The sequence below is a fragment of the Salinifilum ghardaiensis genome, from assembly GCF_054491345.1.
Genome location: NZ_CM137101.1, coordinates 4,816,424 through 4,835,661, shown reverse-complemented (window position 1 = coordinate 4,835,661; position 19,238 = coordinate 4,816,424). Strand labels below are relative to the sequence as shown.

General features: G+C 72.1%; 19 protein-coding genes and 1 tRNA gene. 7 read left to right on the top strand and 13 right to left on the bottom strand.

The window, feature by feature from the left end; all coding sequences use genetic code 11:
- Positions 1-65: 65 nt before the first annotated feature.
- From phoU to ACVGV0_RS22020, 6 genes are all read right to left on the bottom strand, one after another.
- Positions 66-713 (bottom strand): phosphate signaling complex protein PhoU, encoded by a 648-nt coding sequence (gene phoU / locus ACVGV0_RS22045; RefSeq protein ID WP_459157590.1) that lies wholly within the window; start codon positions 711-713, stop codon positions 66-68.
- 213 nt (positions 714-926) lie between these two features.
- Complete coding sequence (locus tag ACVGV0_RS22040) at positions 927-2,732, bottom strand: hypothetical protein (RefSeq protein ID WP_459157589.1); 1,806 nt, start codon at positions 2,730-2,732, stop codon at positions 927-929.
- 271 nt (positions 2,733-3,003) lie between these two features.
- Entirely contained in the window at positions 3,004-3,876 is an 873-nt protein-coding gene (locus ACVGV0_RS22035; protein WP_459157588.1) for a GGDEF domain-containing protein, read from the bottom strand.
- Between the two features lie 459 nt (positions 3,877-4,335).
- The gene (locus ACVGV0_RS22030; protein WP_459160102.1) at positions 4,336-4,710 is read right to left on the bottom strand and encodes a hypothetical protein; all 375 of its coding nucleotides are present in this window, start codon (positions 4,708-4,710) and stop codon (positions 4,336-4,338) included.
- 80 nt (positions 4,711-4,790) lie between these two features.
- A complete protein-coding gene (dusB, locus tag ACVGV0_RS22025) occupies positions 4,791-5,957 on the bottom strand; it encodes a tRNA dihydrouridine synthase DusB (protein ID WP_459157587.1) in 1,167 nt (388 codons plus the stop codon).
- 109 nt (positions 5,958-6,066) lie between these two features.
- Positions 6,067-6,690, bottom strand: a complete 624-nt coding sequence (locus ACVGV0_RS22020) for a phosphatase PAP2 family protein (RefSeq protein WP_459157586.1) — start codon at positions 6,688-6,690, stop codon at positions 6,067-6,069.
- A gap of 230 nt (positions 6,691-6,920) precedes the next feature.
- On the opposite strand from ACVGV0_RS22020, the gene ACVGV0_RS22015 reads away from it, so the two are divergent.
- Entirely contained in the window at positions 6,921-8,072 is a 1,152-nt protein-coding gene (locus ACVGV0_RS22015; protein ID WP_459160101.1) for a M20/M25/M40 family metallo-hydrolase, read from the top strand.
- 83 nt (positions 8,073-8,155) lie between these two features.
- Here ACVGV0_RS22015 and ACVGV0_RS22010 read toward each other — a convergent pair whose 3' ends face one another.
- Both ACVGV0_RS22010 and ACVGV0_RS22005 read right to left on the bottom strand, forming a co-directional pair.
- Positions 8,156-9,484 (bottom strand): heparan-alpha-glucosaminide N-acetyltransferase domain-containing protein, encoded by a 1,329-nt coding sequence (locus ACVGV0_RS22010; protein ID WP_459157585.1) that lies wholly within the window; start codon positions 9,482-9,484, stop codon positions 8,156-8,158.
- Positions 9,485-10,152: 668 nt separating this feature from the next.
- On the bottom strand, positions 10,153-10,353 hold the full coding sequence (locus tag ACVGV0_RS22005; RefSeq protein ID WP_459157584.1) for a cold-shock protein: 201 nt from the start codon (positions 10,351-10,353) through the stop codon (positions 10,153-10,155).
- A gap of 405 nt (positions 10,354-10,758) precedes the next feature.
- On the opposite strand from ACVGV0_RS22005, the gene ykgO reads away from it, so the two are divergent.
- From ykgO to ACVGV0_RS21990, 3 genes are all read left to right on the top strand, one after another.
- Positions 10,759-10,881 (top strand): type B 50S ribosomal protein L36, encoded by a 123-nt coding sequence (gene ykgO, locus ACVGV0_RS22000; RefSeq protein WP_459157583.1) that lies wholly within the window; start codon positions 10,759-10,761, stop codon positions 10,879-10,881.
- A 686-nt stretch (positions 10,882-11,567) separates the two neighbouring features.
- Positions 11,568-12,143: a DUF4232 domain-containing protein gene (locus ACVGV0_RS21995; protein ID WP_459157582.1), complete on the top strand. Its 576-nt coding sequence runs from the start codon at positions 11,568-11,570 to the stop codon at positions 12,141-12,143.
- Positions 12,144-12,199: 56 nt separating this feature from the next.
- Complete coding sequence (locus ACVGV0_RS21990; protein WP_459157581.1) at positions 12,200-12,718, top strand: hypothetical protein; 519 nt, start codon at positions 12,200-12,202, stop codon at positions 12,716-12,718.
- On the opposite strand, the gene ACVGV0_RS21985 is transcribed toward ACVGV0_RS21990, so the two are convergent.
- The gene (locus ACVGV0_RS21985) at positions 12,707-13,837 is read right to left on the bottom strand and encodes an ROK family transcriptional regulator (RefSeq protein WP_459157580.1); all 1,131 of its coding nucleotides are present in this window, start codon (positions 13,835-13,837) and stop codon (positions 12,707-12,709) included. The genes ACVGV0_RS21990 and ACVGV0_RS21985 overlap by 12 nt on opposite strands.
- A gap of 88 nt (positions 13,838-13,925) precedes the next feature.
- Here ACVGV0_RS21985 and ACVGV0_RS21980 point away from each other — a divergent pair, with 88 nt between their 5' ends.
- Positions 13,926-15,221 carry a DUF1479 domain-containing protein gene (locus ACVGV0_RS21980; RefSeq protein ID WP_459157579.1) on the top strand — a complete coding sequence of 432 codons (1,296 nt, stop codon included), beginning with the start codon at positions 13,926-13,928 and terminating at the stop codon, positions 15,219-15,221.
- Between the two features lie 302 nt (positions 15,222-15,523).
- Here the strand turns inward: ACVGV0_RS21980 and ACVGV0_RS21975 are convergent, their stop codons facing one another.
- Entirely contained in the window at positions 15,524-15,913 is a 390-nt protein-coding gene (locus ACVGV0_RS21975) for a VOC family protein (RefSeq protein WP_459157578.1), read from the bottom strand.
- A gap of 379 nt (positions 15,914-16,292) precedes the next feature.
- Positions 16,293-16,571 carry a hypothetical protein gene (locus ACVGV0_RS21970; protein ID WP_459157577.1) on the bottom strand — a complete coding sequence of 93 codons (279 nt, stop codon included), beginning with the start codon at positions 16,569-16,571 and terminating at the stop codon, positions 16,293-16,295.
- Between ACVGV0_RS21970 and ACVGV0_RS21965 the strand changes: the two genes are divergently transcribed.
- Positions 16,570-17,265, top strand: a complete 696-nt coding sequence (locus tag ACVGV0_RS21965; protein ID WP_459157576.1) for a site-specific integrase — start codon at positions 16,570-16,572, stop codon at positions 17,263-17,265. The genes ACVGV0_RS21970 and ACVGV0_RS21965 overlap by 2 nt on opposite strands.
- A 67-nt stretch (positions 17,266-17,332) precedes the next feature.
- Here ACVGV0_RS21965 and ACVGV0_RS21960 read toward each other — a convergent pair.
- Positions 17,333-17,408: transfer RNA gene (locus tag ACVGV0_RS21960), tRNA-Lys, on the bottom strand.
- Between the two features lie 127 nt (positions 17,409-17,535).
- A complete protein-coding gene (locus ACVGV0_RS21955; RefSeq protein ID WP_459157575.1) occupies positions 17,536-18,471 on the bottom strand; it encodes a DMT family transporter in 936 nt (311 codons plus the stop codon).
- A 252-nt stretch (positions 18,472-18,723) separates the two neighbouring features.
- On the opposite strand from ACVGV0_RS21955, the gene ACVGV0_RS21950 reads away from it, so the two are divergent.
- Positions 18,724-19,179 carry a superoxide dismutase family protein gene (locus ACVGV0_RS21950; protein ID WP_459157574.1) on the top strand — a complete coding sequence of 152 codons (456 nt, stop codon included), beginning with the start codon at positions 18,724-18,726 and terminating at the stop codon, positions 19,177-19,179.
- The last annotated feature ends 59 nt before the right edge of the window (positions 19,180-19,238 follow it).

The window sequence follows — 19,238 nt, the reverse complement described above, 5'->3', positions numbered from 1 at the left end:
TCGGGAGGCCGCGCCGCGGCCGAGGAGCCCGGCGAGCTCTGACCGGCGAGCCCGGCCGGAGGTGATCAGCCCGTGGGCATCTTCCCGGTGACGATGAACACGACGCGCCGCGCCACGGACACGGCGTGGTCGGCGAAGCGCTCGTAGAACCGCCCCAGCAGCGTCACGTCCACCGCGGCGGCGACGCCGTGCGACCACTCGGAGCCCATCATCATGGTGAACAGGTGCCGGTGGAGATCGTCCATCTCGTCGTCATCGGTTTCCATGCCCTGGGCGGCGTCCACGTCCCGGGTCTGCAGCACGCTGTTCACGCGTTCGGCGAGCTTCACCGCGATGCGCCCCATGTCGGAGAAGTACGGGCGCACGTCCTCCGGAAGCACCTCGTTCGGGTGGCGGCGGCGCGCGGCCTTGGCCACGTGGAGCGCGAGATCCCCCATGCGTTCCAGGTCCTCCGCGACGTGGATCGTGGAGATCACGGTGCGCAGGTCGCTGGCCACCGGTGCCTGGAGGGCGAGCAGCCCGAAGGCGTGCTCCTCGGCGCGGGCCCGGGCCTCGTCGACCTTCGCGTCGTCCTCGATGACCTGCTCGGCCAGGCTGAGATCCGTCTCCAGGAGCGCTCTCGTGGCGCGTTCCATCGCGGTGCCGACCATGCCCGACATGGTGGCGAGTTCGTCGGCGAGCTTGTCGAGTTGTTCCTGGTAGGCCTCACGCATATGTCCAGCTTACTGTGCCGTGGAATCGGACGGGTGCACCGCAGTGAACCGCGAGTGAACGGTCCCTGCTCGTGAAGTGTCCCAAACCGGTCGTCCCGGATCCACATGATTCGAACGGCGGTTACCCGACCGGGTGTGGTTGATCACCGTCCGTCGCGAGGTGCTGCGGGGTCCCCCGAGGGCGGCGCGACCGGTTCCCCCGTTCATCCACGTCTAGGCGCTCAACGCCATGCCCACCGTGAGGAACACGATGATCGAGGCGGCCACGGCGACCGCCGCGAAGAGCACGTGGGTGCGGCGCTTGCGGCGCTGCTTCTTGCGCTCCACGCGGGAGGTGCCGTCCTGGTCCTGGACGAAGTCGAACGGCATGTCCTTGCCGAGCTCGGGTTCGGAACCCTTGCGGCGCAGCCACTTGAACTTGTTGCGCCGGGCCTCCTCCTCCCGGGCGATCTCGTCGTGCACCGCGGAGAAGCGGGCCAGCGTCGCGTCGATCTCCTCGACCTCGCGCTCGTCGTCCTCCTCTGCGGAGTCGTCCTCCTCGTCGTCGAAAGCGTCGAAGTCCGGGACGTACTCGACCGAGTCCTCCAGCAGGGACTCGTCCTGCTCGGGCTCGTCGTAGGGGTCGACGGCACCGGTGAGCGCCGTCTCCGCGCCGCCCAGCGCACCGTGCTGCGCCGTCGCCTCGGGGTCGGCCGCGGCCGGCCGCGGTGCCGCGGGGGCCGACGGGCGGGGAGGCGCGGCCGGTGCGGACCGGGCGTCCTCCGCCGCGGAGACCGGGGCGTGCTGCGTCGTCGGCGCGTCCGCGCCCGGAGCAGAGACCGCGCCCGCACCGCTGCTCAGCGCCTGCGTGATCCGCGTGGCCGGTTCGGACCCGGCGGCGGGACCGGCCGGGGGGCGGTTGCCGTTCTGCGGGGAACCTCCCGCCGGGGCGGCCGGCGGTGCGGCCGTCGTGCTCGGCCCCGCCTGCGGAGCGGAGCCCGCGGGGGTTTGGGGGGCGGACTGCGGCGGGTGCCACCCGCGGTTGCCACCGGGACGACCGGGCGGCTGCCCTTGGGGCTGTCCCGGGGGCTGCCCCTGGGACGGCCCCTGCGGCGGCCGCGGAGGTGCTGCGGGCGCGCCCTGCGGCGGTTGCCCGGCGGCGGGGCCGGCCGGCGGTTGCGGATGCCCGTTGCTCTGGGGGGAGGACGCGGGCGGAGCCGGTGGTCGCTGCGGGAAGGCGCCCTCCGGCGCGGCGCCGTTGGACGCCGGGCCCTGCCCGGTGCTCCGGGGCGGCTGCGGGGCGTTCGGCGCGGCGCCCCCCTGCCCACCACTCGTCTGCGGGGCGCCGTTCTGCGCGGTGCCGGCACCCGTTTGCGGGGCGCCGTTCTGCGCGGCGCCGGGGGTGCTGGTGCCGGCCTGCGGGGCGCTGCCGCTCCGGGGCCCGCCGTTCGGCTGGGGGTTGTTGGGGGAGGGCGTGCCGCCGGCAGGTGGCGCCCCGTTCGCGCCCGGGGGCCTGCCGTTGGGTTCCGGGCGGGGGTGCGCCGGCGCTGCGGACCCGTTCGGCCCGGATCCGTTCGGCGTCGAGCCGTTCGGGCCCGAGCCCTTCGGCGTCGAGCCGTTCGGGCCGGACCCGTTGCGCCCGGCCTCGGGTCGTGCCGGCCAGGCAGCGGAGGGATCGGCGGGAGCGGCGCCGTTCGGTCGGGCCGGGGGGTTCGCGCGCGACGGGGGCGGCGGCTCGCCGGGCGCGGCCTGCGGCGGTCGTGCGGGCTCCCGGCCGGCGGCCTCGGACCCGTTCGGGGCGGGCTGCTCCGGTTCGGCGCGGCGCCGGTGCGCGCTCGTCTCCTGCGGGGCCTTGCCGTGCTTGGACAGCAGGTCGATGACGTGGGTTCCGCTGGTTCCCTCCTCGCCCGCGGCGCGGCGGCGCCTGCGGCCGCCGTTCGCGTCGGCCTCGGAGCCGTTCTGGGCCTGAGGAGGGCCGTCATCACCGGTCGGGCGGGAGTCCCGGTGCCCGAGCTCGCCATGCCGGGGGTCGTGCGGCACCAGATGTCCCTCCCAATGCGTACGTCTCGACTGCCATGTGACGTGCGTGCAACCGCAACGTTATCCGAACGCGGCCGCTATCCCCCGACAGATATCGACCGGCGCCATCGAAATAGTACGGCGGGTCGCCCAAACTGACGATACCGACGACAACTTATTCACAGCCAGTGCACGAGATGGCTGCCTCGCTCGTCCAATTTGGTGTATCGCTTTCGGTTGAAAGCGGGTGAACAGCCGCCCGCCGTGGCGCGCTGCGATGTGTTGATCGCGCTCAGTAGTCGGCGGTGGGGCGCGGTGGAGCCGAGCGGCGTCCCGCGGCCATGCCCGCCAATCGCACCTCCTTGCCGCAGCGGTACGCCACCGCGTTCCGTCCGGCCTGCTTCGCCGCGTACAGCAAGGCATCGGCACTGATCAGCTGTTGCTCCGCGGACGGCGGCGCGGACTGGCCCGCGGTGCGCTCATGGGCCAATCCAACGCTGATCGTGACACGCAACCCCGCGGCCAACCGCGTCCAGGGGTGCTTCTCCACTCGCGCGCGGGCCTGCTCGCAGACCGACACGGCCGTCGTCGGTTCGATCTCCGGCAGGACCAGGACGAACTCCTCGCCGCCGTAGCGCGCGCAGAACCCCTCGGTGGGCAGGGCCTGGTGGAGCAGCTCGACGAGGTCCTGCAGCACGCGGTCGCCGAGCAGGTGCCCGTGCGTGTCGTTGACCTGCTTGAACCAGTCCAGGTCGACCAGGGCCAGGGCGAGCCCGGATCCGGACCCGCCGGTGTGCGCCGAGAGCATGTCGGCGAGCCGCTCGTGGAGGTAGCGGCGGTTGTAGCTCGCGGTGAGGCTGTCGCGCCTGCTCAGCTCGCGGGCTTCGGCGCGCTCCCTGCGCAGCCGGTTCACCTCGTGCCGGAGCTGCTCCGGCACCTGCACCGTCTCCGTCGTGGACATGAGGTCGAGCGCGGAGCGCAGGTGGTGGTAGGCCTGCCGCCACTGGCCCCGCGCCGCGAGTAACCGCGCTATCGACTCGTGCAGCTCGGCCATGCCGGTGCTCCCCGCGCCCTCGCGGCCGGAGCGGCTTCCGGGAGGTGGCGTCGCGGACGCGCCCTCGCGGACCGGTTCCGAACCGGCGAACCCGTTGCGCAGTCCGGCCATCGCGCTCACCTCCCGTCCGTGATGTCGTCGCCTGGGACGGATCGCTTGAGCCAGCAGATCCGAGTACGGCTCGAATTCGCTCGTCCGGCTGAGCGAGTGTGCGCGCACGAGTGCGCATCCGTCCAACTTCCCGGATGTGTACCGGCGTCGTGGCGTGCGCAAAACCGCTGTGCGCAAGCCCCACCCGCACGGGGGAGCGGTTCCGCTGTGTTGTTCGTCACTCGTCCCGGTTTCCGCGGTCGGACGCCGCGGGAGCCCGCGACGTGCGGCCGGCGTCCGGGGCGCCCCGCCGAAAGGGCTGGCACACCCGGTGATCCGTTGCCCCAGCAAGGAAACCGGTGCCTCGTCGGCCCGGGCGGTCGGTACCCGGCTCGTGCCCGCGGGGGTGGGTAGCGCTCGCCGGAGGGGCCCGCCGCCGAGCGGCGCGCCCGCGAGCTCCCCCGCCGCGAGCCCGGCTCCTCACCGGGCGCACGGCGCGAACCCGTACAGCGAGCCGTTCAGCATCACCAGGTGCTGCGAACCGATCTGCCGGGACTGGACGACGCCGTCGCGGCGCGTGGTGACCTCGACCCCCACCACCCACACCGCGCCGCGCGGCTCGATCCCGTCCGAGGTGAACTGCGGGTCGCGGCGCAGCGTCGACCACGCCGGGTCGAACTCCACGGTGGAGCCGCCGAGATCGCACCCCTGAGCGGGGAAGTCCGGGTGCTGGGTGCGGCGGAAGAAATCGCGCTGCGCGTCGGGGCCCTCGCGCGCCGCCGTGTTGTTCGCGGCGAAGTACCGCTGGGACAGCCGCAGCGGTTCGGCCTCGCGATCCGCCGCACACCCCGCCATCACGAGCACGAGCGGAACCAGACCACAGAGGACACCGCGGAATCCGCGGTGTCGCAGGCCGGTTCCGTCGAGCACCGCGATCAACCGCCGTTGTGGTCCATCTCGGCGCCCGCCGGAACGCTGGGGTCCTCGGGATCGTCCAGCCAGCCCTCCGGCAGCACGACGGTGCTCGCCGAGCCCTGGCGCCCCCGCGGACCCTCCGCCTCCGGCGGGAAGGGGGTGCTCGGGTCCAACCGGGCCAGCAGGCCGTCGAGCTCCGGCAGCCGCGACACCAGGCCGAACTGCCGGCGCAGCTCCGAACCCACCGGGAACCCGCGCAGGTACTGCGACACGTGCTTGCGGAGGTCGCGCAGACCGGCGTCCTCGCCCATCTCCGCTGCCAGCAGCTCCGCGTGCCTGCGGATGACCCGGGTGATCTCCCCGAGCGCGGGCGGTTCCGGGACCGGCTCGCCGGCGAACGCCGCCTGCAGGTCGCGGAACAGCCAGGGGCGCCCCATGCAGCCGCGTCCGACGACCACCCCGGCGCAGCCCGTTTCCGACATCATCCGCAGCGCGTCGGAGGCGCGGAAGATGTCGCCGTTGCCCAGCACCGGGATGTCCGGCACGTGCTCGACCAGGCGGGCGATCGCCCGCCAGTCCGCGGTCCCCGAGTACCGCTGCGCCGCGGTCCGCCCGTGCAGGGTGACCGCAGCGGCACCGCTGTCAGCGGCGATCCGGCCCGCGTCGAGGTGCGTGACGTGCTCGTCGTCGATGCCGACCCGGAACTTCACCGTCACCGGGATGCCCGCGGGCTCGGCCGCGCGCACCGCCGCGCCCACGATGTCGCCGAACAGCCGGCGCTTGTACGGCAGCGCCGAGCCGCCGCCCCGGCGGGTGACCTTCGGCACCGGGCAGCCGAAGTTCATGTCCACGTGGTCGGCCAGGTCCTCCTCGGCCACCATCCGCACCGCCTCGTGCATCGTGGCGGGGTCGACGCCGTAGAGCTGCAGCGACCGCGGGTGCTCCCGCTCGTCGAACCGGATCATCCGCATCGTCTTGGGGTGGCGCTCGACCAGCGCCCGCGAGGTGATCATCTCGCAGACGTACAGCCCTGCCCCGTACTCCCGGCACAACTGGCGGAACGGCGCGTTCGTGATCCCGGCCATCGGTGCGAGCACGACCGGCGTTTCGACGGTGTGCGCGCCGATGCGCAGCGGCGGGGCGACTCCCGGGGTCGCCGCTCGAAGGGTCGGATCGAGCACGGTCATCACCGGTCATTGTCCCCGACGCGGCCGCCGATCTCTCCCAGGCCCGCCTTCCCGGGCTCTCCTTTCCGGGGACGCCCCCCGGGAGGCGTCTTCCCCGGGGCCGGCAGCACTACCCGGCGGGCGTCCGGACCGGGCTGGCGGACCGGTCCGCCGCGAGCTTCGCCACCAGCAGCGCGCCCAGCGCGGCGACCACCCCGCCGAGCAGGAACCCGGCGAGCACGTCGTGGGGGTAGTGCACCCCGAGGGAGACGCGCGTGAAGCCCTCGAGCACGGCGAGCAGGAGGGCGGGAACGGCTGCGGACCGCCAGGCGATGGCCAGCGCGACCGCGGCAGCGGCGGCGATCGTGGAGTGGTTGCTGGGAAGCGACCAGTCGCCGACGGCGGGGCAGTCGACGAGGCTCGGTAACGCGTTCGGCACGGCGCGGCACGGGCGCCCCTGCTCGAGGACGCTCTTCAGCGCCTCGCTGATCCCGTAGGCCAGCGCGGTCACCGCGGGTGCGGCCACGCCCAGGGCGAGGGCCCGGCGGCCGCTGCCCCGCACGCGCCACAGGTTCACCACCATCAGCAGTCCGAGCAGGAGGACCACCGCCGAGGTCGCCACCTCGAGCGAGGCCTGCAGCCAGCCCGGCGCGCTGTGCGCGAACCCGGTGATCGCGCGGTAACCGTCGACGCTGATGTCCGGAACGCCGTCCACCTCGCCCGCGGCCTCGGCGCTGCCCGCCCCGTGATCCATCCATTCCTCCTGCTGATGTTCACCGCCCTGTTGTTGACACTACGCATTGTCTGTGCAGTGCGGGGATGTCGATCATGCGGGTGGGTGGGCGCGCCCGGCGAGGGTGTTCGCGTGTGCGCGCACCGTGCTGGGCGGTAGTGTCGCCGCCGGTCCCACCGACTGCCCCAGCTCCACCCGACGGACACGCCGAACGAGCCGACGGATTCCTCCGAGGAGGCCCAGTGCACGGGATGCGGGACGTGGCCCGAGCCGCCGAGGACGCCCTGCCGGAGGTCCTCGCCGACGTGCGGCGCCTGGTCGAGCGGGAAACCCCCAGTCACGACCGGGACGCGTTGGAGCGGGGGCTGGCCGAGCACGAAGCCCTGCTGGTCGAGCGCCTCGGGCGGCCGGAGGCCCGCACCCTGTACGACGGGGGCCGGCGCGGCGACGTCCTCGACGTGACCTTCCCCGGAACCGCGCCGGGCCGGGTGCTGCTGCTGTGCCACTACGACACGGTGTGGCCGGTCGGCACGCTCGCGGAGTGGCCGTTCCGGGTGGACGGCGACCGGGCCACCGGCCCCGGCTGCCTGGACATGAAGATCGGCACCGTCCACGGGGTCCGCGCGCTGGTGCTGCTGCGCGAGCTGGGCATCCCGCACCCGTCCGTGCGGTTCCTGCTCACCGGGGACGAGGAGATCGGCAGCGACGCCTCGCGGGAGCACATCGAACGCGCCTGCGCGGCCGCGGACGGCACGCTCGTGCTCGAACCGGGGCGCGCCGGCACGGTGAAGACCCACCGCAAGGGGCTCGGCATGTTCGAGGTGACCACCCGCGGCGTCGAGGCGCACGCCGGACTGGACCCCACGGCCGGGGCCAGCGCGGTGCACGCCCTGGCCGAACTCGTCCCGCGGATCGCCGCCCTGGCCGCACCGGAGGCGGGCACGACCGTCAACATCGGCCGCATCGAGGGCGGAACCGGCCGCAACGTCGTGGCCGGGCGGGCGACCTGCGAGATCGACGTCCGCATCCAGGACCCGGACGAGCGGGCGCGCATCGACGCCGGACTGGCGGCCCTGCACGCGGCCGACCCGCGGGTGGAGGTGCGGGTCACCGGAGGCTGGAACCGTCCGCCGATGAACCCCAACCCGCCCTCGCAGGAGCTGTTCGCCACGGCCGGGGAGGTGGCCGCGGAACTCGGCCAGCCGCTGGAGGGCGTGGCGGTCGGCGGCGTCAGCGACGCCAACTTCGTCTCCGCGCTCGGCCGCCCCGTGCTGGACGGCCTCGGCGGTGCCGGGGCAGGGCCGCACTCGCGCGACGAGCACTTCGACCCCGGGCGGTCCCCGGGGCGGATCGCCCTGCTGGCCGGGATCCTCGCGCGGCTCGGCGCGACGAGCGGGCGCTGAGCCCCGGGCGCCGCGTCCCCGGCCCGCGCAGAAGAACCGGCGCCGGTGCGGGACCGGCGCCGGTTCTCGTGCAGCGGGGTGGTTCAGGGCACCGAGCGGGTGGCCCTGGAGGAGATCTTCGCGACGAACTTCTCCAGCGGGCCCTGCCCGTACCAGCGCTGCCAGAGCACCGCGAACAGCACGCTGCCTGCGAGGAACAGCAGGGCGTTCGTCGAGGTCGAGTTCGGCTCACCGCCCCAGAGCAGCTGCATCACGACGAGGTGGCCGACGTAGCACGTCAGCGAGATCGCCCCGACCGCGGCGAACGGTTTCATGAAGCGGGCCGTGTAGGGCTGCAGCCACATGCACCCCCCGATCACGAGCAGCGAGAGCCCGACGCCGGCGGCACCGTTGAACGGGGTGCCCACGTGCGCGTAGGGCAGCAGCAGCCAGGCCGGCGTGTCGGTCGGTGGGGTGCCCTGGATCCGGAACAGGTTCAGGTGCAGGAAATCGTTGACCGCGACCCCGTCGGCATCGGCGTAGGACTGGATCGTCGCGTAGATGCGGTTGATCCCGCCGAACGCGTACAGCGTCAACCAGGAGGAGGCGTAGGCGACGGCGGCGAGGGCGGCACCGCCGAAGGTGAGCCGGCGCGCGACCGCGAGCGACGTGAGGTCGAGCCGGCCCAGGGCCATGCCGGCGAGGACGTAGCCGATCCAGATGAAGGTGGGGAACACGCCCGTCAGCATCAGCGTCACGGCGAACTCCCCGATCCCGCTCAGGGACGTGAGCATGGCGAAGTCGAGGTCGTTGAGCGGCGTGTCCATCAGCGTCTTCGGGAAGTAGGCGCTGCGGATCCACCACGAGACGACGGGCGCGAACGCGATCATGAACGCCGCCAGCAGCCCCAGGCTCCCCGCGCGCATGCGCAGGAACGGCAGCGAGAGCAGGAAGAACCCGCCGTAGTAGGCGAGGATGATCCACACCGGCACGATGAAGACCTGGTTCATGACCAGGCCGAGCGCGAGCATCAGCACGGCGCGGGTGCCGATGCGGACGAGCGCCTTGCGCCAGCTGCGGCCGACCGCCGGTTCCCTGCTGCCGGACATGATGGCGATCGAGATCCCCGCGAGCACGGCGAAGAGGATCGCCGCCCGCCCGTGGAACGGCAGGAACGCCCACGAGTGCGGGTGGTCGTAGTCGGTGGGACCGACGTGCGAGGCGAACATGCCGAGGATGGCGATCGCGCGCGCGAAGTCGATGCCGACCAGTCGGGCGGCCGATCCCGCCGCCGACTTGGCCTTCCCGCCGGTTCCGGACGATTCGCCCGAGCCGCTGCCGTTCGCCGGCGGCGGGTCCTGCGGCGGGGTGCGGGACCCGTCCGAGGCCGGGGACGAGCCGTCCCGCGCCGCGGCTTCCTGCGGAGCGCTCACTGGTTCAGTCGAACTCATATTCCCGTCTCATCCTGGCTGTGCGTTGCTGCTCGGCACATTCTCACCGATCGGCCTACATGCCCGTTGTCACGGTGGCTGTGCTGTCGACTCGGTGCTACTAAGGGTCGTCGAAGACACAGCTCATCTAATCCGGACGAGTGAGACGTCTGCGGGTTGTGCTGCGTTCCCGACACGCTGAGCGAATCAGATGCAGGAGACGTTCCGCTGTGCGGGGCGGTCGCGCGTGCGGTCCGCCGATGCCCTCCCCCGCCGCCGACCGGCCCGGCCGCTGGTCGGTGCGGCCGCCGGTCGGCCCGGGACGGCGCACGACCGCACCGCCGATGGTGCGGCGGTGCGGTCGTGCGTGCCACTCATCTCACCGTGATCAAGAGTACGCAGTGCGCGGCTCCGGCGCACTCCTCCGGACGGCAGGATCGGCTCGGCGCGTGCGGATGAGCGCGCGGGCGGCCACCGCGCCACCCCTGCGGCCGGCGCCGCCGTGCGGTTGGCCCTGCTGTGCAGCCGGTCCCGCACGCGGCCGGCGACGTGAAACGACCCCGGCCGTCCGGCCGGGGTCGTAGCCGCGTGGTCCGCGGCGAGTCACATCACGCGGGCGCACGGGTGGTGCCGGGCACCGGCCCGTGCAGGCGCCGCGTTCCGCGAATCGTTCAGAGGGCGACGACGTTGACCGCCTGGGGCCCCTTCGGGGTCTGGCTGATCTCGAACTCGACCTGCTGGTTCTCCTCCAGGGTGCGGAAGCCCGTGCCCTGGATCTCCGAGTAGTGGACGAACACGTCCGGCTCGCCCTCGCGGGCGATGAAGCCGAAGCCCTTCTCCGAGCTGAACCACTTCACGGTGCCGGTAGTCATGATGCTTCCTCGATCTTTCGACAGCGGCTTGCTGTCCCGGCCGCACTGCACGACCGGGGGTTGGTCCATGCGACGACGAGGTCTCCGGCTTGCCCAGCAAGAAGAAACGCAACGGCGCCCGCAACGACGTTCTTTGCGAGCGTGGTGATACACGAACACAAAAACTTCAGACCTGGGGTCACTGTACGCCACGGAGCTCCACGAGGCGACCACCTCTGCCCCGATCGTGGTGATCAGCCGGTCCCGGCGCGTCGCGAGCGCGCCCCCGGGCCGCGCGGGGGGCCGGTGGCCTGCTGGTTCGGCGCGTTCGGGCGGTCCTCCGCTGCTGCGCGCGGGATCTGTAGGCTGGCTCCCGAAAACGATTTTCATTGCAGATTAGCTGCCGGATCCCCCGGAGGTGTGCCGATGAAGGTGCGCAGCTCGCTGCGCTCGTTGAAGAGCAAGCCCGGAGCCCAGGTCGTGCGCCGGCACGGCAAGGTCTTCGTGATCAACAAGAGCGACCCGCGGTACAAGGCCCGGCAGGGCTGAGGGCTCGTTCCGCCCCGGAGGTCGCTCACCGCGCGGCGCGCAGCAGGTCGCTGCACGAGCGCGCCGCGAGCTGGGCGGTTCGACGCCCGGCGACCGCGTGCGCCCTCGCGCTGCTGCTGCGGGCGCCCGCGGTCGCCGTCGTGCTCGATCGCTCCGACCCCGACGAAGGTGCCGAGGCCGTCGACTTCGTCCAGTCGTCGGCCGATTTCGTCCGGATCGGCGCAGCGCGCCTCGATCTCGACGTCGAGGTGCTCCGCGTCCGCGTGATCGCAGCTTCGCTCGGCGCGGTACGTCCCGTTTCCTGCGGAAAGCGCGGACGGGGAGGAATACCTGTTTGGTCCGATTCCCGCGCGAAAGCGCGCTCCATGCCCCAACCTACCGAATTGCGGTGGATCGCTGCGCAGGAACGGGCGAATCGGCGCCGCTCGGTGAGCGACTTCTCGTGCCGGGCTTGCTCCGGACGGGTGAAAATCGTGGGGATCGAAGGAATCAGTGGACACGGTCGGGTGGTCCTGCGATCTTCGTGCGCGCTGTGTTGGCAGAACGCGATCGGAAACGTGGGGGAAACGCGTGCTTCTTTCTGGGGGCGATCGTTGGGTCGCTTGCTCGGAGCGGTGCTGATGACCGCGGCCGTGGCCTCGGGGTGCGGATGGCAGCAGCCCGGATCCGGGTCATCGCCCGAGACCGTGACCGTGACCGAGCCCGCTCCGCGGAGCGGGGGGACCACATCGGACGAACCGGAGAGCGGGGAGGGCTCCGCTGCGGAGACGGCGACCGGATCCGAGTCGGGCGAGACCGCGGCGGAGTCCACACAGGACGAAACGGGGTCGGCGGCTGACGCGGGTGGCGCGCCGCCGTGCCGGACCGAGCAGCTGCGGGCGCGGTTCTACCCGAGCAAGGGGGCGCACGTCTCGACGGGACCGGACGGGAAGACGCACACCGCGCTTCGGCTCGCCAACGTCGGTGCGGAGCCCTGCGTGGTGCAGGGGCGTGCGCGCGTGGTGTTCACCGATGGTCAGGGCGTCGAGCTGGGCGGGGACACGCTCGGCACCCCGGCCGGCCCCGGTCCTGAGCTGACGCTGCCCACGCGCGGCGGCGCCCTGCAGGACATGTCGTGGGACATCCACAACGGGGGCTGCACGGATGCGCTGGGGGCGCTCATCTATCCGCCGGGGCAGGACGAACCGATCAGGCTGCCGTGGAACCTCGGAGCGATCTGCGACGACATGCGCGTCGAGCACAGCCAGCTGTACGCGGGCTGACCCCGGCCGCCGCAGAACTGTTGGGCGGAGAGCGCACGGAAGAACGGGGGTTGAGCATGAACTGGCGACTGGCGCGAAGTCTCGAGGTGCTCAAGGAGCAGATCGACCGGGCCTTCCCGAACCGCAACGAGGCCAGCGACGGAACCATCGGCGACCGGAGCCACCAGAACAGCCGGAGCGATCACAACCCGCACTACGGGCCGGGAATCGTGACCGCGATGGACATCACGCACGATCCGCGGAACGGGGTCGACATCGACCGGCTCACCGATGAGCTCGCCGCCAGCAAGGACCCGCGGATCAAGTACCTCATCGCGAACGGCCTCATCCTGGACGCGCGGCCGCAGTTCAACCCGTGGCAGTGGGTGCGGTACGACGGCAGCAACCCGCACACCAAGCACTTCCACATCTCCGCGGTGGCCTCTCCGGAGTGCGACGACCCGCGGCCGTGGAACCTGCCGAGCCTCGGCGGGCAGGGGAACCAGCACCCGCCGAAGCCGCCGCCGAACCAGCCCCTGCCCAACCGGCCGCCGCAGCGGCCGGAGCCGCACGGGACGACGGGTTCAGCGGGGTGACGAGGAGATGATGAGCTCCCGCAGCCGTTCCACGGCGCGGGCGCGGGCACCCGCCATTTCCGGCTCGGCCACCTGAGCCGGGGTGACCGGCACGGGACGCGGGGATCCGGCGCACTCCTCGGTGATCGCCCGGACCACCGCCGGCTCGGTTCCCCACGACCCCCCGAGGACGACGAGCTGGGGATCGGCGAAGGCCACGGCCGCCGACAACACCCCGCACATGGCGCGTGCGAGCGCCGTGCACGAGCGCTCCGCCGCCGCGTCGCCCGCGCGGATCGCGCGCCGCAGCGCCTCGACGTCGATGGCGGTCGCCCCCTCGTGGCGGAGTCCGAGAGCACCGAACACCTCGGTCAGCGGCAGCGCCGCGCCGTCCGGCCCCCCGGTGCAGACGTGGGCGATCTCGCCGACCAGGCCGCGGTGCCCGCGGCGCACTTCTCCGTCGTTGACCACTGCGCAGCCGAGGCCCTCGCCGAGGTGCACGTACACGAAGTCGTCGACGCCTTCCGCGCACCCGCCGCTGCGCTCGGCGGAGGCCGCCCAGTTCACGTCGTTGTCGACCAGCACCGCCCCGTCGACGCGCGGGGCCAGGGCGGCGACCGGGTCCAGATCACCGACGAGGAACGGCACGTCCGGCAACTGCTCCAGGCGCCCGGTCGCGCGGTCGACCGGGTCCGCCGCGCTCACCACGGCGCAGCGCAGACCGCCGGGTGCCTCGCCGCGCAGCTCGCCTGCCACCTCCGCGAGCGCCTCGGCGGCCAGCTCCGGGCCGGCCGCTCTGCCCAGTTCCGCCCGGCTGCGGGCGACGACCCGGCCGAAGGCGTCCACCGCTTCGGCGGTCACGCCGGACGGGGCGATACCGGCGACCAGCGCGGTCCCGCAGTCCGCGGTCAACGAGTAGTAGGAACCGGCCCGCCCGCGGCCGGTCGTCCGCTCGCCCGTGTCCACCAGCACGCCCGCCTCGCTCAGCCGCCGCACGCTCTCGGAGATCGTCGGCTTGGAGATCCCCGTGGACGTCGCGATCTCCGCGCGGGTCGACCGCCCCCGCTCCATGACCACCCGCAGCACGTGCTCGTCGGTCAGCGAGCGCAGCAGCCCCAGCGATGGCTTGGCGGAAGACATGACACCAGTTTAGTCAGGAGTCTTGCCCAAAGTGCGCGGGAGAGTTAGCTTGCCCACAAGTTAGGAGACCTGACCAAAGGAGTTCGACATGAGCACCACCTCCGGTCCCGCGCGAGTCCTGCCGCCGCTGCCCCACTGGGAGACCGAACCCGAGGACCTGTCCGCAGCGATCCGGGAGATCAAGCCCGCGCTGCGGGCGCGCATCGAGGCCTCCGGGCGCACCGCCGAGGAGGTCTTCGCCGTCGTGGAGCGGCGCATCGCCGCCCGGGTGGCCGAGATCGAGGCGGAGAAGGAACGCGGGGAGGACGTCTGGCCGATCATCGACTACGACGACATCGCCGGCGGCACCGCGACCGCGGAGCAGCGCGACAAGGTCGCCCGGCGCGGCTGCCTCGTCGTGCGCGGGCACTTCGACCGCGACCAGGCCCAGGCGTGGGACGACGACATCGTCGACTACGTCGAGCGGAACAACTTCTTCGAGAACTACCGCGGGCCCGGCGACGACTTCTTCGGCAGCGTCGGCTCCACCCCCGAGATCTACCCGATCTACTGGTCGCCGGCCCAGATGCAGGCCCGCCAGAGCGACCGGATGGCGCGCGTGCAGGCCTTCCTCAACTCCTTCTGGAAGCACGAGTCCGGAGGAGTGCAGTGGTTCGACCCGAACCGCGACGCGATGTACCCCGACCGCATCCGCCGCCGCCCGGAAGGGGCCGACTCGGCGGGTCTGGGCACCCACTCCGACCCCGGCACCCTCGACCTGTGGATGACGCAGGCCTACCAGCGGGCCTTCCGCCACCTCTTCGACGGCACCGTCGAGCAGTACGACCCCTGGGACGCCGCGCACCGCACCGCCGGTCCCCAGTACCCCGGAACCACCATGTGCTCGGCGTTCCGCACCTTCCAGGGCTGGACGGCGCTGTCGGACATGGCGCACGACCAGGGCGTGCTGCACGCCGTGCCCATCCCGGAGGCCATGGCCTACCTCATGCTGCGCCCGCTGCTGCCGGACGTGCCCGAGGACGACATGTGCGGGGTGACCACCAACCAGGTCTTCCCCGCCAGCAACAAGTGGCACACCGACGTGCTGGAAGCACTCACCGGCATCCCCGATATCCGGGCCGGCGACTCCGTCTGGTGGCACTGCGACGTGATCCACAGCGTCGCGCCGGTCACCGACCAGAAGGGGTGGGGCAACGTCATGTACATCCCCGCCGCCCCGTGGTGCCCCCGCAACGAGGAGTACGCGGCCAGCGTCCGCGAAGCCTTCCGCACCGGTTCCAGCCCCGACGACTTCCCGGCGGAGCACTACGAGCGCGACTGGACCGGCCGCTTCACCTACGACCAGCTCAACGAGATCGGGCGGCGCGGCCTCGGATTCGAGTGACCGGATCCGGCTGACCGGCAGCGCTCGGGCAGTTCCTCGCGCGCGGGCGCTCCGACGTCGGCGGCGCTGGCCGAAGAGGTCATCGCGATGGGGGCGCCGCGCTGCCGGCACTCGCGCTACCGCGATGTGCTCCGAACTCGCACCAGCGGTCCGGTCGCTCGAAGCCCCGGTCGTGCTGCAGAAGTGGATCGAGGCCTGGGACGACCTTGATGTGGCACGCGGGGATGTGACGGATGCGCAGTGGGCGAGGCTGGAGCCGTTGCTGCCGGTGGGAAGAGTGCCGCACCGGGGACGCAGAGCCGTCAGAGTGGGTTGAGGCGGGCCTTGAGCAGGCAGAACGCGTTGCCTTCGGGGTCGGCGAGGACGTTCCACTGCTCCTCGCCGGTCTGGCCGATGTCGGCCGGGCGCGCCCCGAGCTTCAGGAGGCGTTCGAGTTCGGCGTCCTGATCGCGGTCGGTGGGGTTGACGTCGATGTGCAGCCGGGACTTCCCCTGCTCCGGCTCGTCCCCGCTTCTGAGGATGATCGTCGGCTGTGGCCCGCCGAACCCTTCGCGCGGCCCGATCTCGATGGCGTAACCCCCTTGGCCCTCTTCGCGCCCGAGCTCCACGAAGTCCAGGACCTCGCACCAGAACCGTGCCAGCACCTCGGGATCGCGGCAATCAAGCACGAGCTCACCGATACGACATGCCATCAACGAAACCTGCTTTCATCCTGGGAACGGCCAGGGCGGCCGCGCGCGGAGCCCTCGGGCTCTCCGAAGTGCGAACGGCTCGAAACCGTACCGGGCGCGGCGAGCAGGCGCGACGGATTTTCGGGTCCTCGCCCGGCCGGACCGCCCACGTGGTCGTAGCGCTCGAGAAGCTCCTGCTGTCTGGGGTGAGCTCCCACCTCATCGTGGGTTGGTGGTCCCGGGGCCGCTCCTGCTCGCGGTCGGCGGCTTCGCCATGGTCTTCCTCCTCCCCTGCTGAGACTGCTTGAGCAGTCATGGGGTTCCGGCGCGTGGGAGGCGATCGTGCCGTGCACGTGCGGGTTGACGACCATCTCGTCGTCCAGTCGGTAGGCAGCCCGTTTCAGCTGAGCTGCAGCGTGGCGATCGCCTTGTCGTCGTGGCGTTTCGATCGGGGGAGCTGCTTCCCGTCGGGGTCGTTGTGGGCTTCCCAGTCATCCGCGATCGGCGAGCTCTTCGGGCCGCACACGACGATCACATCGCCTGCCGGGAGCTCGGCCGTGTCCGGCGAGGTGTGGGACCGGTCGACGGTGAAGGCCAGGGAACCGAGGGGACGTTCCAGCCCGTCCCCGGTCTCGGAGTCTTCGGACGCGATGAGGGGTCGGCTGCGCTTGGGGGTCATGGGCTGCGCGGCTCGGCACGGGGCGGTGGAGCAGAACCCCGTGCGGGAGACCTCGCGGCTCGACGGTTCTGGAAGCAAGCAGCCCCGCGCGTTGACCCAGGAGGAGCGGGTGCGGTGGCTGGATCAGCTCGAAGCGGATGAGAAGGCCGTGCGCTGGGATCTTCCGGATCTCTCCCGGTTCATGCTGGCGACCGGCGTGCGGATCGGTGAGGCCCTGGCGGTGTACTGGTCGGAGGTCGACCTGTCAGCTGGCGTTGTGGCGGTGGATCACAACGTGGTGCGGGTCAAGGGCCAGGGCCTGATTCGCAAGTCGACCAAGACCGAGCACGGCGAGCGGACCTTGCCGCTGCCGAGGTGGGCGGTCGCGATGCTCGAGCGGCGCTGGGAGGAAGCCGCGACGGCTGATGAACCGGTCTTCCCGGACAGCGTGGGTGGGCTGCGCGACCCCTCGAACACGCGTCGCGTGTTGCGCGAGACGCGGGGCAGCGAGGGTTTCGCCTGGGTAACCTCGCACGTGTTCCGCAAGACGACGGCCACGATCTTGGACGAGGCGGGGTTGACGCCGCGGAAGATCGCGGACCAGTTGGGGCATTCGCGGCCGTCGATGACGCAGGACGTGTACATGGGTCGCCGGGCGTTCGAGCGGGACATGGCCGAAGCTCTGGAAGACGTCTTCGACGAGGGGGCTGAGTAGTTTTGTGTGGGTAAAGTGTGGGCGCGATCGTGCTCGCACGAAACCCCAGGCCTGTGACCTGGGGATTTGGTGGGCCGCCGGGGGATCGAACCCCGAACCCGCGGATTAAAAGTCCGCTGCTCTGCCAGTTGAGCTAACGGCCCGCACCGGTAGTGGACAACTTTAACCGCTCACTCAGCACAATCCGCACAGGGTCCCGGACGGGGCGGCGCGTCGGGAAGCCCCGCGCCACCGCGTTCCGCGCCGGCCCGCCGAGCGGAGGTGCGGTCCTCAGCGCGGCTGCACCTCCGGTTCGGTCCGGATGCTCGTGCGCTCGCTGGCCCGCTCGTGCCAGCCGAGCCCGGTGACCATGGCGACGACGAGTGCGAACCCGAGCCACTGGCTGGCCGTCATCGGTTCGCCGAGCAGGACGACTCCGATGAGCGCCGCCGTGGCGGGGAAGGCCAGCTCGGCCAGGGTGGCGCGCGCCGCCGGCGTCGTGCTCATGCCGAAGTAGTACAGCAGCAGCGCGATCAGACCGGGGATGAGCGCGAGCAGCAGCAGTCCCCAGGCGTTGCCCCAGCCCACGGCCACCGGCGAACCGGTGGCGAGCGCGATGACCGCAGCTGCGGGCAGTCCGGTGGAGAAGCGCAGCGCGGTCACGTCGCGGTAGGACAGCTTCGCCGACACGGCACGTCCCAGCACCGTTCCCGAAGCCCACAGCGCCGCGGCGCCCAGGGCCAGCAGGGCGGGCAGCAGCTGGTCCACGCGCACGTGCCACGGGTCGGGGAACGCCAGCAGCCACGCGCCGAGCAGCGCGGGCGCGGCGAAGAGGAAGTACCGCGGCTGCGGTCGTTCGCGCAGCACGAGGAACGCCGCGACCGCGGCGAAGATGGGCTGCATCTTCTGCAGGACCAGCGGGGTCACCGGATCACCCGCCTGGAAGGCCATCGTGAACAGCGAGGTGGCCAGGGCCGAGGCGCCGACCCCGAGCGCGAGCACGGCGATGCGGTCGCGCCACGCGCACGCCGCCCAGGCGCGCCACGCGCGGGGGAGGAACGGCGACAGCAGGGCGACGATGATGACGTGCTCGGCCAGCACGACCGAGGGGGACGGCAGGCTCGTGGCCAGCGGCATCCGCCAGAGCGCGTCGGTTCCCCACATCGCCGTCGCCAGGGCGACCACCCACGTGCGATCAGGCCCTGCACTCACCCGTTCGGAGGTCATCCGGGCACTTTAGAACGGGATCCGGCGGTGTTCTCGCGCGGGACGTTCCGGTCGAGCCCGGCGCGACGCGCCGGGGCCCTCCGTTGGCGTGATTCCTTGGACGAGTCGATCACGGTGCGGGAGGCTTCGGGCATGACACGCGCAATCACGACAATCGCGGCGGCGTCCGCCCTGTGCGCCCTGGGCGCGGCAGCCCCCGCCGCCGCTGCTCACACCCATCCCGGAGATCTGACCCCCCGGTTTTCCCACGGCGTGTACCAGCCGTACGCGGAGGGGGCGAACGCCATCACCTACGACGACCGCGTTCCGGAAGGCGCCACGAGCCACCTCGGTTCGCAGCCCCTGCCCGACGGTTCGACCAAGATCGTCGTGACGCTCACCGGGCTCGAACCCAACCGCGAGTACGGCGCGCACGTGCACACGAAACCCTGCGGCCCGTCCGGCTCGGACGCGGGCCCGCACTTCCAGGACGTCCCCGACCCGGAGCAACCCTCGACGAACCCCGAGTACGCCAACCCGGACAACGAGGTGTGGCTCGACTTCACCACGGACGCCGCGGGCAACGCGACGGTCGTCGAGCACGGCGACTGGCAGCTCCGCGGCCGGATGGCCAACTCGTTCGTGATCCACGAGCACCACACGCTCACCGCCCCCGGCGAAGCAGGTGAAGCCGGTGACCGGTTGGCCTGCATGAACGCCGACTTCTGAGGCGGCGCCGCGCCTGCCCGCCCCGCCGTCCGGGCGCGCCCGGCGGCGGGCGCTCGCGG

Bases quoted from the DNA above. Each gene is read 5' to 3' on its own strand.
- ykgO (WP_459157583.1), top strand. From the start codon at position 10,759: ATGAAGGTGCGCAGCTCGCTGCGCTCGTTGAAGAGCAAGCCCGGAGCC.
- phoU (WP_459157590.1), bottom strand. From the start codon at position 713: ATGCGTGAGGCCTACCAGGAACAACTCGACAAGCTCGCCGACGAACTC.
- ACVGV0_RS22020 (WP_459157586.1), bottom strand. From the start codon at position 6,690: ATGGATCACGGGGCGGGCAGCGCCGAGGCCGCGGGCGAGGTGGACGGC.
- ACVGV0_RS21980 (WP_459157579.1), top strand. From the start codon at position 13,926: ATGAGCACCACCTCCGGTCCCGCGCGAGTCCTGCCGCCGCTGCCCCAC.
- dusB (WP_459157587.1), bottom strand. From the start codon at position 5,957: ATGACCGTGCTCGATCCGACCCTTCGAGCGGCGACCCCGGGAGTCGCC.
- ACVGV0_RS22005 (WP_459157584.1), bottom strand. From the start codon at position 10,353: ATGACTACCGGCACCGTGAAGTGGTTCAGCTCGGAGAAGGGCTTCGGC.
- ACVGV0_RS21975 (WP_459157578.1), bottom strand. From the start codon at position 15,913: ATGGCATGTCGTATCGGTGAGCTCGTGCTTGATTGCCGCGATCCCGAG.
- ACVGV0_RS22035 (WP_459157588.1), bottom strand. From the start codon at position 3,876: ATGGCCGGACTGCGCAACGGGTTCGCCGGTTCGGAACCGGTCCGCGAG.
- ACVGV0_RS21985 (WP_459157580.1), bottom strand. From the start codon at position 13,837: ATGTCTTCCGCCAAGCCATCGCTGGGGCTGCTGCGCTCGCTGACCGAC.
- ACVGV0_RS21990 (WP_459157581.1), top strand. From the start codon at position 12,200: ATGAACTGGCGACTGGCGCGAAGTCTCGAGGTGCTCAAGGAGCAGATC.
- ACVGV0_RS21965 (WP_459157576.1), top strand. From the start codon at position 16,570: ATGGGCTGCGCGGCTCGGCACGGGGCGGTGGAGCAGAACCCCGTGCGG.
- ACVGV0_RS21970 (WP_459157577.1), bottom strand. From the start codon at position 16,571: ATGACCCCCAAGCGCAGCCGACCCCTCATCGCGTCCGAAGACTCCGAG.
- ACVGV0_RS22030 (WP_459160102.1), bottom strand. From the start codon at position 4,710: ATGGCGGGGTGTGCGGCGGATCGCGAGGCCGAACCGCTGCGGCTGTCC.
- ACVGV0_RS21955 (WP_459157575.1), bottom strand. From the start codon at position 18,471: ATGACCTCCGAACGGGTGAGTGCAGGGCCTGATCGCACGTGGGTGGTC.
- ACVGV0_RS22015 (WP_459160101.1), top strand. From the start codon at position 6,921: ATGCGGGACGTGGCCCGAGCCGCCGAGGACGCCCTGCCGGAGGTCCTC.